The sequence below is a fragment of the Arthrobacter sp. Soil_N43 genome (assembly GCF_057655195.1).
Map to the genome: position 1 here is coordinate 21,222 of NZ_JBDGML010000109.1, position 13,220 is coordinate 34,441.

General features: G+C 64.3%; 11 protein-coding genes. 3 read left to right on the top strand and 8 right to left on the bottom strand.

All coding sequences use genetic code 11. The features are described 5' to 3' along the window. The first annotated feature begins 148 nt into the window (after window positions 1–148). Complete coding sequence (locus AC3A3W_RS16145) at window positions 149–1,042, top strand: helix-turn-helix transcriptional regulator (protein ID WP_487444038.1); 894 nt, start codon at window positions 149–151, stop codon at window positions 1,040–1,042. 114 nt (window positions 1,043–1,156) lie between these two features. On the opposite strand, the gene nrdF is transcribed toward AC3A3W_RS16145, so the two are convergent. The 7 genes from nrdF to AC3A3W_RS16180 form a co-directional block, all read right to left on the bottom strand. Next, on the bottom strand, window positions 1,157–2,131 hold the full coding sequence (gene nrdF, locus AC3A3W_RS16150) for a class 1b ribonucleoside-diphosphate reductase subunit beta (protein ID WP_487444039.1): 975 nt from the start codon (window positions 2,129–2,131) through the stop codon (window positions 1,157–1,159). A gap of 97 nt (window positions 2,132–2,228) precedes the next feature. Next, a complete protein-coding gene (gene nrdE / locus AC3A3W_RS16155; RefSeq protein WP_487444040.1) occupies window positions 2,229–4,385 on the bottom strand; it encodes a class 1b ribonucleoside-diphosphate reductase subunit alpha in 2,157 nt (718 codons plus the stop codon). Between the two features lie 26 nt (window positions 4,386–4,411). Then, window positions 4,412–4,870, bottom strand: coding sequence for a class Ib ribonucleoside-diphosphate reductase assembly flavoprotein NrdI (gene nrdI / locus AC3A3W_RS16160; RefSeq protein ID WP_205654106.1), 459 nt, complete (start codon window positions 4,868–4,870; stop codon window positions 4,412–4,414). 141 nt (window positions 4,871–5,011) lie between these two features. Next, window positions 5,012–5,257, bottom strand: coding sequence for a glutaredoxin-like protein NrdH (gene nrdH, locus AC3A3W_RS16165; RefSeq protein WP_056625338.1), 246 nt, complete (start codon window positions 5,255–5,257; stop codon window positions 5,012–5,014). Between the two features lie 463 nt (window positions 5,258–5,720). Beyond that, complete coding sequence (locus AC3A3W_RS16170; protein WP_487444041.1) at window positions 5,721–7,046, bottom strand: class I SAM-dependent methyltransferase; 1,326 nt, start codon at window positions 7,044–7,046, stop codon at window positions 5,721–5,723. After that, on the bottom strand, window positions 7,043–7,768 hold the full coding sequence (locus AC3A3W_RS16175; protein WP_487444042.1) for a DUF1365 domain-containing protein: 726 nt from the start codon (window positions 7,766–7,768) through the stop codon (window positions 7,043–7,045). Before AC3A3W_RS16175 ends, AC3A3W_RS16170 begins: the two co-directional genes overlap by 4 nt. Next, complete coding sequence (locus tag AC3A3W_RS16180) at window positions 7,765–9,117, bottom strand: NAD(P)/FAD-dependent oxidoreductase (protein ID WP_487444043.1); 1,353 nt, start codon at window positions 9,115–9,117, stop codon at window positions 7,765–7,767. The genes AC3A3W_RS16175 and AC3A3W_RS16180 overlap by 4 nt, the downstream gene beginning before the upstream one ends. A gap of 115 nt (window positions 9,118–9,232) precedes the next feature. On the opposite strand from AC3A3W_RS16180, the gene AC3A3W_RS16185 reads away from it, so the two are divergent. Further along, window positions 9,233–10,150, top strand: coding sequence for a LysR family transcriptional regulator (locus AC3A3W_RS16185; protein ID WP_205654022.1), 918 nt, complete (start codon window positions 9,233–9,235; stop codon window positions 10,148–10,150). A gap of 45 nt (window positions 10,151–10,195) precedes the next feature. Beyond that, entirely contained in the window at window positions 10,196–10,702 is a 507-nt protein-coding gene (locus tag AC3A3W_RS16190) for a DUF2004 domain-containing protein (protein WP_205654023.1), read from the top strand. Between the two features lie 121 nt (window positions 10,703–10,823). Here the strand turns inward: AC3A3W_RS16190 and metE are convergent, their stop codons facing one another. Next, window positions 10,824–13,154, bottom strand: a complete 2,331-nt coding sequence (gene metE / locus AC3A3W_RS16195) for a 5-methyltetrahydropteroyltriglutamate--homocysteine S-methyltransferase (RefSeq protein ID WP_487444044.1) — start codon at window positions 13,152–13,154, stop codon at window positions 10,824–10,826. Window positions 13,155–13,220: the final 66 nt, after the last annotated feature.

Consider the following 13,220-nt stretch of genomic DNA (forward strand, 5'->3'; position numbering starts at 1 on the left):
TGAGTGATCCTTGTCTGATTGTCGGGCCGCCACGGCGGCACTTTCACGTCCTCAGCTTCAAGGAAGCCTGCAACATCAGCCACACCCCTCTGTGGGTACCACCGCCAGTGACAGGACAGTCACTCCAACGAGAGGCAGAATGGGGCGCATGAGTAATCTCAGTGAACTTGGGGAGTTCCTTCGCGTCCGGAGGGCAGCCCTGCAGCCCGAGGACGTTGGCCTTTTGAACTACGGCATCCGCAGAGTGCCCGGGCTCAGGAGGGAAGAGCTGGCCATGCTGGCCGGTGTCAGCAACACGTACTACACCCGGCTCGAGCAGGGACTGAGCAACAACGCTTCCGAATCGGTCATCGATTCCATTGCCCGCGCGTTGACTCTGAACACCGATGAGCGCGCACACTTGTTCAATCTGGCCCGGCCGGGCAAGACAAAACGGCGTACCCTGACCAAACCGGACAAGGCAGGGCCCGGCACGGTAAGGCTGATCCGATCCATGTTCACCACTCCGGCGGTCGTCTTAGGCCGCCGCAGCGAAGTGCTCGCGTGGAATCCTCTCGGACACCGGCTGGTTGCCGGGCATCTGGATCTGGCTTCGCCTGAGACGCCGTCAACTCGGCCGAACATGACCCGGATGCTGTTCCTGGATCCGCACACACGGGAGCTCTATTCGCGTTGGCAGGAGGAAGCCACCCGTGCCGTTGCGTCGCTTCGACGCCTGGCCGGCATGACTTCCGATGACCTTGAGCTGGCGGCCCTCGTGGGCGAATTGACTATGAAGAGCCCCGACTTCGCGACGTTGTGGGCCAAGCACCCGGTGGAGAACTGCATGTCCGGCATGAAGTACATGCACCACCCTGAAGTCGGTGACCTGGAGCTGAATTTCGAAGTCCTGACCCAGCCTGATGAGTCAGGCCACCGGATCCTGATGTATACCGCTGACCCCGGCACCCCTGCAGCGGAAGCCCTGCAGCTGCTGCGTGCCGAAACCGATGTGCCCACAGCAGCCATCACGACGAAGCCCGCGGAAGCCTCCAGCGCCTGACCTTCAACCAGTCCTGCACTGATCGAACGGTTTCCCCCGACGACGAACGAAGGCCGCCACCCTAAGTTCACAGGGTGGCGGCCTTCAACGCATTACAGAAGGAGACAACGAGACCTAGAAGTCCCAGTCCTCATCCTCAGTATTCACAGCCTTGCCAATCACATACGACGAGCCCGACCCCGAGAAGAAGTCGTGGTTCTCGTCAGCGTTCGGCGACAGGGCCGACAGGATCGCCGGGTTCACGTCGGTGACAGAGGCCGGGAACATCGCCTCGTAGCCCAGGTTCATCAGGGCCTTGTTGGCGTTGTAGTGCAGGAACTTCTTGACGTCCTCGGCCAGGCCGACGCCGTCGTACAGGTCGTGCGTGTACTGGACTTCATTCTCGTACAGCTCGAAGAGCAACTCGAACGTGTAGTCCTTGATCTCCTGCTTGCGTTCCTCCGACAGGCCTTCCAGACCCTTCTGGAACTTGTAGCCAATGTAGTAACCGTGCACGGCCTCGTCGCGGATGATCAGGCGGATGAGGTCGGCGGTGTTCGTCAGCTTGGCCCGCGAGGACCAGTACATCGGCAGGTAGAAGCCCGAGTAGAACAGGAAGCTCTCCAGCAGCGTGGAGGCCACCTTGCGCTTCAGGGGGTCATCGCCCTGGTAGTAGTCCATGACGATCTGGGCCTTCTTCTGAAGGTTCTCGTTCTCGGTGGACCAGCGGAAGGCGTCGTCGATCTCCTTGGTGGAGCACAGCGTGGAGAAGATCGATGAGTAGCTCTTGGCGTGCACAGCCTCCATGAAGGCGATGTTCGTGTACACGGCTTCTTCGTGCGGCGTAAGCGCGTCCGGAATCAGCGAGACGGCGCCAACGGTGCCCTGGATGGTGTCCAGCAGCGTCAGGCCGGTGAACACGCGCATGGTCAGCTGCTGCTCGGCCGGCGTCAGCGTCGCCCACGACTGGACGTCATTGGACAGCGGCACCTTCTCCGGCAACCAGAAGTTGTTGACCAGGCGGTTCCAGACCTCCACGTCTTTGTCGTCCTGGATGCGGTTCCAGTTGATTGCCTCGACGTGCGTCAGCAGCTTGACCCTCTCGGTCATGTCTTCCCCTAAAAAGTTTGGGTTGGTTCTTGGTTAAAGCGTACGACGGCGGGCGGTTGCCCGCCGTCGTAGTGGTTCAATTTAGTTGAAGATGCAACTAAAGCATGCAGCTGACGCAGCCCTCCACCTCCGTCCCTTCCAGCGCGAGCTGGCGGAGACGGATGTAGTAGATGGTCTTGATGCCCTTGCGCCAGGCGTAGATCTGCGCCTTGTTGATGTCGCGGGTGGTGGCGGTGTCCTTGAAGAACAGCGTCAGCGACAGGCCCTGGTCCACGTGCTGGGTGGCAGCGGCGTAGGTGTCGATGATCTTCTCGTAGCCGATCTCGTACGCGTCCTGGTAGTACTCCAGGTTGTCGTTGGTCAGGTACGGCGCCGGGTAGTAGACGCGGCCGATCTTGCCTTCCTTGCGGATCTCGATCTTGGACGCCACCGGGTGGATCGAGGAGGTGGAGTTGTTGATGTAGGAGATCGAGCCGGTCGGCGGAACAGCCTGCAGGTTCTGGTTGTAGATGCCGTGCTCCATGACGGAAGCCTTCAGCTCGCGCCAGTCATCCTGCGTGGGGATGTGGACGTTCTTGAACAGCTCCCTGACCTTCTCGGTCTCCGGCACCCACTCCTGCTCCGTGTACTTGTCGAAAAACTCGCCCGAGGCATACTTGGACTTCTCGAAGCCGCCGAACGTCTGGCCCGTCTCGATGGCCAGCAGGTTGGAGGCACGGACCGCGTGGTACACCACCGAGTAGAAGTAGATGTTGGTGAAGTCCAAGCCCTCTTCGGACCCGTAGTGGACCCGCTCGCGGGCCAGGTATCCGTGCAGGTTCATCTGGCCGAGGCCGATCGCGTGCGACTGGTCGTTGCCGCGGGCGATGGACGGCACCGAGGTGATGTTGGACATATCCGAAACAGCCGAGAGCGAGCGGATGGCCGTCTCGATGGTCAGGCCGAAGTCCGGCGAGTCCATGGTCTTCGCGATGTTCAGCGAACCCAGGTTGCAGGAAATGTCCTTGCCGGTCTCGTCGTAGGACAGGTCGTCATGGTACGTGGTGGGCTGCGAAACCTGGAGGATCTCGGAGCACAGGTTGGACATGATGATCTTGCCGTCAATCGGGTTGGCCCGGTTCACGGTGTCCTCGAACATGATGTACGGGTAGCCGGATTCGAACTGGATCTCGGCGAGGGTCTGGAAGAACTCGCGCGCCTTGATCTTGGTCTTCTTGATCCGGGAATCGTCCACCATCTCGTAGTACTTCTCGGTGACCGAGACGTCGGAGAACGGCATCCCGTAGACGCGTTCGACGTCGTACGGCGAGAACAGGTACATGTCCTCGTCCTTCTTGGCCAGCTCGAAGGTGATATCCGGGATCACGACGCCGAGGGAGAGGGTCTTGATGCGGACCTTCTCGTCCGCGTTCTCCCGCTTGGTGTCCAGGAACCGGTAGATGTCCGGGTGGTGGGCGTGGAGGTACACGGCACCGGCACCCTGGCGGGCACCGAGCTGGTTGGCGTAGGAGAAGCTGTCCTCGAGGAGCTTCATCACGGGGATGACGCCGGAGGACTGGTTCTCGATCTGCTTGATCGGCGCGCCGACCTCGCGGATGTTGGTCAGCGCGAACGCCACGCCGCCGCCGCGTTTGGACAGCTGCAGCGCGGAGTTGATGGAACGGCCGATCGACTCCATGTTGTCTTCGATGCGGAGCAGGAAGCAGGAGACCAGCTCGCCGCGCTGCTTCTTGCCGGCGTTCAGGAACGTGGGGGTGGCCGGCTGGAAGCGGCCCTCGATGATCTCGTCCACCATCTGCAGCGCCAGCTGCTCGTTGCCGCGGGCCAGGTGCAGGGCGACCATGCAGACGCGGTCCTCGTAGCGCTCCAGGAAGCGCTTGCCGTCAAACGTCTTCAGCGTGTAGGACGTGTAGAACTTGAAGGCGCCCAGGAAGGTCTCGAAGCGGAACTTCTTCTTGTACGCGCGGTTGAAGAGCTCACGGATGAAGTTCATCGTGTACTGGTCGAGGGTCTCGCGCTCGTAGTACTGGTTCTTCACCAGGTAGTCGAGCTTCTCCTCGAGGTCATGGAAGAAGACCGTGTTGTTGTTCACGTGCTGCAGGAAGTACTGGTGCGCCGCCTCGCGGTCGGCCTCGAACTGGATCTCGCCGTTGGGACCGTACAGGTTCAGCATGGCGTTCAGCTCGTGGTAGCCCAGGCCCTTGTACGCGGCAGGCAGCACCGGCTTCTCCTGCTTCTCAACAGCCGTTTCCATGGGCTTGTCCCTTCCTTCGGGCCTGGTTACTTCTGTGTCTGCGACAGTCGTGTCCAAAACTCTTCCAATCCTTTTTGTACACGGTCGACGTCTTCCGGCGTCCCCATGAGTTCGAAACGGTATAGATGGGGAACCCCGCACTTGGCGGCGATGATGTCCCCCGCCATGCAGTAGTTGTCCCCGAAGTTCGTGTTCCCGGCCCCGATGACGCCTCTCAGCAGCCGACGGTTCTGCGGGTTGTTCAGGAACCGGATGACCTGCTTGGGCACGGAGCCCTCGCCGCCTGTTCCGCCGTACGTCGGCACCACCAGCACGTACGGCTCGGAGGCAGTGAGCGGCTGATCCTTCGGATACAGCGGTATCCGCGCGGCATCCGCGCCCAGCTTGTCAATAAAGCGCCTGGTGTTCTCCGAGGTCGAAGAAAAATAGATGAGGTGACTGTGCGTCCGGTTCTCCGGCGCCCTGTCCTCGGGTGCCCGGTCCATCGGCGTCGTGTTGTCAGCCTGTGCTGCAACCGGCGCATCGGCAAGAGCCGGCGCGGCCATGGGAGTCACCTCACCTAGTTGGGATTCATCTGCCGGAAACGGCATTCGGGCCTTGGTTGCGGGCCCCCGGGCTGACGAAGCCTAGGCCACTGAAGCAGCGGCGCTCAGCGCCAGCTCTTCGATCTTGTCCGGACGGAAACCGGACCAGTGGTCCTGGTCCGTGACGACAACCGGAGCCTGCATGTACCCCAGTGACTTCAGGCGCTCAAGGGCGTCAGCGTCCTGGGAGATGTCGACGCTCTGGTAGGTGATGCCTTTCTTGTCCAGTGCGCGGTAGGTTGCGTTGCACTGAACACAGGCCGGCTTCGTGTAAACCGTAACGGTCATGGTCCCTGTCCCCTTTGTTGAAGTCACTGCTTCTGTACTCCTGAAGACTCTGAAGTCTCTACGTCTAAAATTTCACCGATGCGGTGGAGACCCGGCCTGGAACTGCTGTCCGCCCAGAACCTTACTGCCCGGTACTGGCTTCGCCGGTCTCCCGCTCAATCTGTATGTCGATACTACATGTAGTGCAGGGGACTCTGTGGAACCCCTAGATGATGTATTACAAGTATGTCATTTAATGCACTTTTAATCCACAGGCGAGGGTCCCCAAAATGTCCGGATTTCCGGCTTTTTCACGGACGAAATCCACACCCTGTGGAGTAGTTAGCCACATTTAAACCCCAGCGTGTCGTGCGGAAGACGGCGTGTCGCAGCCCCTCCGGCGGCCCGGCCGACGTGTCCCTGGACACGAAAATGGGGTCCCGAAGCATGCCTCGGAACCCCATTTGTGATTAAGGAAACGCGGCTAGAGCTGCGCCTCCCGGCGGTCCAGCACGATCTGCTGCACATCGAGGTAGCCGGACTGGAAACCGGCCCGGGAGTAGCAGAGGTAGAACAGCCACATCCGCTGGAAGACCTCGTCGAATCCGAGCGCCCGCACCTCGCCGGCCCGCTGAAGGAACCGTTCCTCCCAAAGCCGCAGCGTCGCCGCGTAGTGATCGCCCATGCCCCGCCGTTCCCGGACGCGGAGCGTGGTGTGCTGCTCGGTGACATTTTCGATGGCCCGCACTGAAGGGAGGAAACCTCCGGGGAAGATGTACTTGTGCACCCAGGTGTAGGCATTCCGCGTGGCGAGCATCCGCCCATGCGGCATGGTGATGGCCTGGATGGCCACCTTGCCGCCGGGCGCCAGCACCCTGTCGATCGTCTGGAAGTAGACCGGCCAGTATTCGTAGCCCACCGCCTCGATCATTTCGACGGACACGACGGCGTCGTACTCGCCTTCCACCGCACGGTAGTCCTGCAGGGCCACCGTGACCTGGCCCGAGTAGCCGGCTTGCTCGATGCGCTGCCGTGCCAGCGCCTGCTGCTCGCTGGACAGCGTGACCGTGTAGACGGTGGCGCCGCGGGCAGCCGCACGCAAAGCCAGCTCGCCCCAGCCTGTGCCGATCTCCAGCAACCGGGTCCCCTCCCCCACGCCGGCCTTGTCCAGCAGCCTGTCGATCTTTGCCTGCTGCGCCGCCGCCAGGGCCTCCCAGCCGACGTCCGCCAGCGGTCCGGCGTCCGGCGCGAACAGTCCCGAGGAGTAGCTCATGGTGCTGTCCAGAAAGGTGGCGAAAAGCTCGTTGGACAGGTCGTAGTGCCGCGAGATGTTGCCGCGCGTGTTCTGCTCCGTGTTGCGCTCCTGCCGCGGCGCCCGGGGCAGGTACAGGCCGCGCAGCTTCTGCAGCGGCACGGGGATCAGCGTGTCCACCGAGGAAGCGAAGACCTCAAGCAGGCCGGCCAGGTCGGACGCCTCCCAGTCCCCCGCCATGAACGACTCCCCCAGGCCGATCAGGCCGTTGTCGCCGATGCGCGCCTCGAAATCCTCCGGCCTGACCATGGTCATCACCGGCGAACCCGCGCCCCCGGCACCCAGCACGGACCCGTCAGGGTACTCAACGCGCAGCGGCAGCCGCCGGGCGGCACCCCTGAACAGCGCGCCGGCGGCCCTGCCGGCCAGTGCGGCCTTCGCTCCGGCAGGAGGACGTGCGACGCCGGGCCACACCTCGGCGTCAATGGCTGCGGGAGCCGCCGGGATCCGGAGCGGACCGGCCGGGCTTCCCTGGTAGGTCGGGTCTGTGAGAGTCATGAGACTGCCTCCTGTGAAGGGTGGTGAGGGCGTTTGATGACGGGAAGGCCGCGGGCCCAAAGCCTGATGCCCTGCCAGTGGATCTGCACCACGACGCGCAGCGGCGCCAGCGGAACGGCGAGCGCTGCGGCAAGGATGCTGCGCGGCGTCACGGAGCTGCGGACCCCGGTCATGGTGGCCGTAAAGGGTTTCCGCCCCGCCCGCTCGAGCACCACCGCGAGCGCCAGCCGGCCGCCGGGTTCAGGCAGCGTCATCCGGTAGCTGCCGTCCACCTCGTTGAAGGGGGACACATAGAATTCCTTGTCGGTGCGGGCCCGTCCGGCGTCATCGGTGGGCAGCAGGTAGCAGTGCCGTTCACCGTACGTGTTGTGCACTTCGGCAATGACCGCGCGCAGGCCGCCGTCTGCGCCGCGGCACCAAAACAGGCTGATGGGGTTGAAGACCTGGCCAAGCACCCTCGCGTTCGCCAGCATGGTGACCTTCCCGCCGTCGGGCTCCAGCCCGTTGACGGCGAGGAAGCGGTCCACGTTTGCCCGGATGCTGGCTGTGGGATCGCCCAGGTGGTCCTTCGCGTGAAAGGCGGCGAGGGGCCTCAGCCACCACGGCAGCCGGGGCAGATCGTCGAGGTCCACGTACCAGCTGTAGCTGCGGTAGGTGAAGGCGTTCGCCAGCGGATCCCGCCGCACGTGGCGGATGCTGGTGCGGTAGATCGCCGCCGTCATGGCACAAGCTCCGCCGGCTGCTCCGCTTCCGACCGGTGCGTGCCGACCGGAGCTTCCCACTCACGGCCCAACCGTGCCGCCGCCCGGACACCCGATGCTGCTCCGTCCTCGTGAAAACCCCAGCCGTGGTAGGCGCCGGCGAACGCGAGCCGGGAATCTCCGAGCTCCCCCAACCGCGCCTGGGCTGCGACGGACTCCGGCGTGTACCGGGGGTGCTCGTAGACGAGGTCCTGGAGCACGGTTCCGGCGTCGATGAGCTCCGATTCGCCGAGGCTGACAATGTAACTGCCGCCGTCTTCGGGACGGAGGCGCTGCAGACGCGTGAGGTCGTAGCTGACCAGCACGTGGTCCGGGCGGGCCGCGCAGGACGGCAGCCGGTAGTTCCAGGAGGCCCCGGCCGCCGCGGTCCGCGGCAGCACGGCGGGATCGCGGTGGAATTTGATGTGGTTCACGGTGTACGGCATCGCGCCCAGCACCCGGGTTTCGTCCGGCGTGGGATCGGCGATCATGGCCAGCGCCTCGCGCGGGTGGGCGGCAATGACGGCGGCGTCGAACTCCTCGGTGCCGGCCGCCGTCGTGATTTTGACGCCGAGGGCCGTGCGCCGCACGGCTAACACGGGACTGCTGAGACGGACCTCCTGCAGGCCGCCGACCACGCGGTCCACGTAGCTCCGGGATCCTCCTTTCACCGTCCTCCACTGCGGGGAGCCTTTGATGCCGAGCATGCCGTGGTGGTCCAGGAAGGCAAAGAGGTAGCGCGCGGGATATGACAGTGCGGTGGTGGGGTCGCAGGACCATACGGCGCTCACTACCGGAGCCATGAAATGTGCCGTGAAGTAGTCGCTGAACTTTTCCCGCCCCAGGAATGCCCCCAGGGTTTCTTCCCCGCCCGCCTCCGGTCCGGCCGCCAGCAGCGCCCGTGCCCTGCGCCAGAACCGCAGGATTTCGGCCAGCATCCCCAGGTACCGCGGCCGCAGGAGGTTGGCCGGGCGGGCAAAGACGCCGGCGGCACCCTTTGCCCCGGCGTATTCCAGCCCGCAGCCGTCGCACCGGATGCTCATGGTCATGTCCGAGTCCTGGGTTTCGACGCCCAGTTCGCCGAACAGCCTGATGAGGTTGGGATACGTGCGGTCGTTGTGCACGATGAACCCGGTGTCGACGGCCAGCGACCCGTTCGCCTGCGGGACGTCGTGCGTGTGGGCATGGCCTCCGGGCCTGGCGTCCGCCTCGAACAGGGTCACGTGGTCGCGCCGGCTGAGAATATGGGCGGCGGTCAGGCCCGCCACTCCGCTGCCGACGACGGCGACGCGCCGCTTTCCGTCTCCAGTACCCGCTGGGCTCGGTGACATTCTTGGCTCCTCTACTCCACTGGCTGAATACTCACGGGCTATTCGGAACCGCGGGGATACCCGGATGGGTGCAGTTGTTTTTCCTGCCGGTGAGCAGCCGGAGTACTGTGGGCTGGTGGTCAATCCCGTACATCTCAGGACCCTGCTGGAAGTGACCAGGCTGGGGTCGTTTGCTGCCGCGGCGAGCCGGCTCGGCTACACCGCCTCCGCCGTGTCCCAGCAGATGTCGGCGCTGGAGCGTGACACGGGTGTCCACCTGTTCCAGCGGTCGGCGCGGAGTGTGGTGCCCACAGACGCCGCGGTGGTGATGGCCCGCCATGCGGCCAAAGTGCTGACGGACATTGAGGCACTGATGGCCGCCGCGTCGAAGACCCAGGACGCCACGAGCCAGGAGCTGAGGCTCGGCATCTTCCCCAGCCTCGCCACGTATGTCCTGCCGCGGATTCTGAAGAACCCGGCCTGGAAGGGCCTGGGCATTGACCTGCGGGTTTCGGTGGCCGAGCCGGCGCAGACCATCCAGGGTCTTCGCTCCGGCGGGGATGTGGATGTTGCCCTGGTGTACCAGGTGGGCCAGTCAGGACTCGCCTGGCCGCACACGATCAACCGGCAGTGGATCGGGGACGACAATTTCCGCGTGGTCCTGCCCAGCGGCTGGGGCTTCCGTACCGAGGCGAAGGTGGCTGCGGACCACCTGTCGGACATGCCGTGGATCATGCACCACCCCGGCACGTCCGACGCCACGGTCATCGAGCGGCTCTTTGCCAGCTGCAACCTGCATCCCCGTGTGGTGGCCTACAGCGACGACTTTCATGCCAGTTTGGAGATGGCCGCTGCGGGGCTGGGCGCCGCATTGGTGCCCGAGCTCGCTCTGCGGCACCGTCCGGCCGGCGTCGTGGTGCTGGACGTTCCGGAGATCAGGCTGGCCCGGAACGTCTTTGCGCTGCTGATCAACGAGAAGAAGACCGCCCGCGTACAGCTCTTTGTTGACCTGCTGGCGGACACACTCGGCAGCCTGGGGTCTTCAGATAAATAATCGCCGATGCTGGAATGAGCCGCTTTTCGGGTCTATGTTGAAGATATGACCAAGGTAGCGAGCCAGCACTTCGGAGTAATCGAGCTCAACCACGGCCGGGACCGTAACATCGCCACCGAGCATGAGCTCGCTGGCCAGCGCCTTGAGCTGGACCTGGTCATCAGCGCGCATGACCATTTCGATGAGGCGGCCATGCACAAGGTGGACTACCGCTTGCGCTACCTTCCGGAGCTCGTGGACGAGGTCCGCGAGATGATCGCTGAGGAGCTGGAGCAGGAAGGCACCAGCCCGCAGGAGTATCTCCGCTTCCACTGCAACGCCATCAAGGACGAGCACCTGCAGAAGGTCTTCGGCGTCACGGACAAGAGCCAGCTCACCAATGCGGTGTTCCTCAAGGCCCTGAAGCTAGGTCATGTCGGCATTTTCCCCGGCCAGCCCGAGCGCTACTTCGTCCTCGATTTCACCCTGGGTTCGCATTTCACCGACGAAGTGCTCGTTGCCTCCGCGGATGAGGACGGCGTCGTGGACGACGAGATCCTCTGGGAGTCCTGAACTCCCCTAAGCAAATAAACGCCGAGCAGTTAAACGCGGAGTAGTTAAACGCCGACGGCGGGCGGTCACCCAAGGTGACCGCCCGCCGTCGGCGTCTCAAGCTCGATCTGCGGCTACATTCTTATTTTGCGCCTTCGAGCAGCTCGGCGCGAACCGTCTTGGTGGCCGCGACGAGGTTGCGCAGGGACTCTTCGGTCTCGGCGTAGCCGCGGGTCTTCAGTCCGCAGTCCGGGTTGACCCAGAGCTGGCGGGACGGGACGTGCTTGACGGCCGTGCTGAGCAGCTCGGTGACTTCCTGCTCGCCCGGAACGCGCGGCGAGTGGATGTCGTAGACGCCCGGGCCCACGCCGCGGCCGAAGCCGTGGGACTCGAGGTCGTGGACAACCTCCATGCGGGAGCGGGCGGCCTCAATGGAGGTCACGTCGGCGTCCAGTCCGTCGATGGCGTCGATAATCACGCCGAACTCGGAGTAGCACAGGTGGGTGTGGATCTGGGTGGCGTCAGCTGCACCGGCGGTGGCCAGGCGGAAGGAGTTCACGGACCACTCCAGGTAAGCGGCCTGGTCAGCCTTCCGCAGCGGAAGGAGCTCGCGCAGTGCGGGCTCATCCACCTGGATGACCTTGATGCCGGCGGCTTCGAGGTCGGCGATTTCGTCGCGCAGGGCCAGGCCGACCTGGTTGGCGGTCTCGCCCAGCGGCTGGTCATCGCGGACGAAGGACCAGGCCAGGATGGTGACCGGACCGGTGAGCATGCCCTTCATCGGCTTGCTGGTGAGGGACTGGGCGTACTCGGCCCAGGCCACCGTGATCGGGGCGCTGCGGGTGACGTCGCCCCACAGGATGGACGGGCGGGTGCAACGTGAGCCGTAGGACTGGACCCAGCCGTGGACCGTGACGTCGAAGCCTTCCAGGTTCTCGGCGAAGTACTGGACCATGTCGTTGCGCTCGGGCTCGCCGTGCACCAGGACGTCGTAGCCGAGCTCTTCCTGCAGCTCCACAACGCGCTTGATCTCGTCCTTCATGAGCTGTTCGTACTGCTCGTTGGTGAGATCGCCCTTGTTGTTGCGTGCACGGGCCGACCGGATTTCGGAGGTCTGCGGGAAGGAGCCGATGGTGGTGGTGGGCAGCGGCGGCAGGGCCAGTGCCTTCTCCTGTGCTGCTTCACGCACGCCGTACTCGGAGCGGTTGAAGTCGGCGGAGGTCAGGGCCGCGGTGCGGGCCCGGACGTCGGCGCGCTGGACACCCTCGGCGGCGGCGCGGGAGGCGATGATGCGGGTGGCTTCATCGATGGCCGGCTGCACTGCAGCGGCGTCGGTCAGCAGGCCGGCAAGCGTGACAACCTCAACGGCCTTCTGGTCGGCGAATGCCAGCCAGCTGCGCAACTGCTCGGACAGCTGCGTCTCTTCCTCGACGTCGTGCGGGACGTGCTGGGTCGAGGTGGAGGTGCTGACGGCCAGCTTGGCGACGGACTTCTTCAGTTCGGCGATCTTGTCCGCCGAGGCGGCAAGATCGTTGCGCCAGATGTTGTGGCCGTCAACGACGCCGGCAACGAGGGTCTTGTTGCCCAGCGCGGCCAGCGCGGCGGCGGAGGGAACGGCGCCCTTGAAGACGTCGATGTGCAGGGCGTCGATGTTGGTGGCGGCGAGGGTGCCGAGCTGGCCGTTCAGCGCGCCATAAGGCGTGGAGACGAACAGCTGCGGGCGCTGGGCAGCAGCCGAGAGCACCTCGTAGGAGCGGGCAACGGCTGCCTGGATCTCCTGTTCCGGGGTGTCCTGGTCAACCACCAGGGCCGGCTCGTCGAGCTGGACCCAGCTGGCGCCGGCGGCGGCCAGCTTCTCAAGCAGTGCGGTGTAGACCGGGAGGACGTCCTCGAGGCGGGACAGCGGGCTGAAGCCAGCGGGGGCGTCGTCGGAAGCCTTGCTCAGCAGCAGGAAGGTGACCGGGCCAACGATGTACGGGCGGGTCTCCACACCGTTGGCGAGTGCGTATTCGAATTCTTCAACGATGCGGTTGGAGGTCAGCGCGAAGTTGGTCTCCGGGCCGATCTCCGGCACGAGGTAGTGGTAGTTGGTGTCGAACCACTTGGTCATTTCCAGCGGCTGCTGTTCCTTGTTGCCGCGGGCCAGGGTGAAGTAGCCGTCGATGTCCAGCTGTCCCTCGGCGTTGAGGAGGTTGCCGAAACGGGGCGGTACGGCGCCGAGGTGGGCGGCGGCGTCGAGCACCTGGTCGTAGTAGGAGAACGTGCCCGGAACGGCTGCGGCCTCGGTCAGGCCCAGGCTCTGCAGGCGCTTCGCGGTGCCCAGCTGGATTTCCTTGGCGGACGCGTCGAGGGCGGCGGCGTCGATTTTGCCGGCCCAGTAGGCTTCGATGGCCTTCTTCAGTTCGCGGCGGCGGCCGATGCGGGGGTAGCCCAGGATGGAGGCGGACGGGAACGCGGTGTTCTGTTCAGTCATGTGAGTTTCCTTGAAGGTTGGGAAAGTGTGAAAAGTCTTGGATAAATGCCCGCGCAGGCCAGCCGA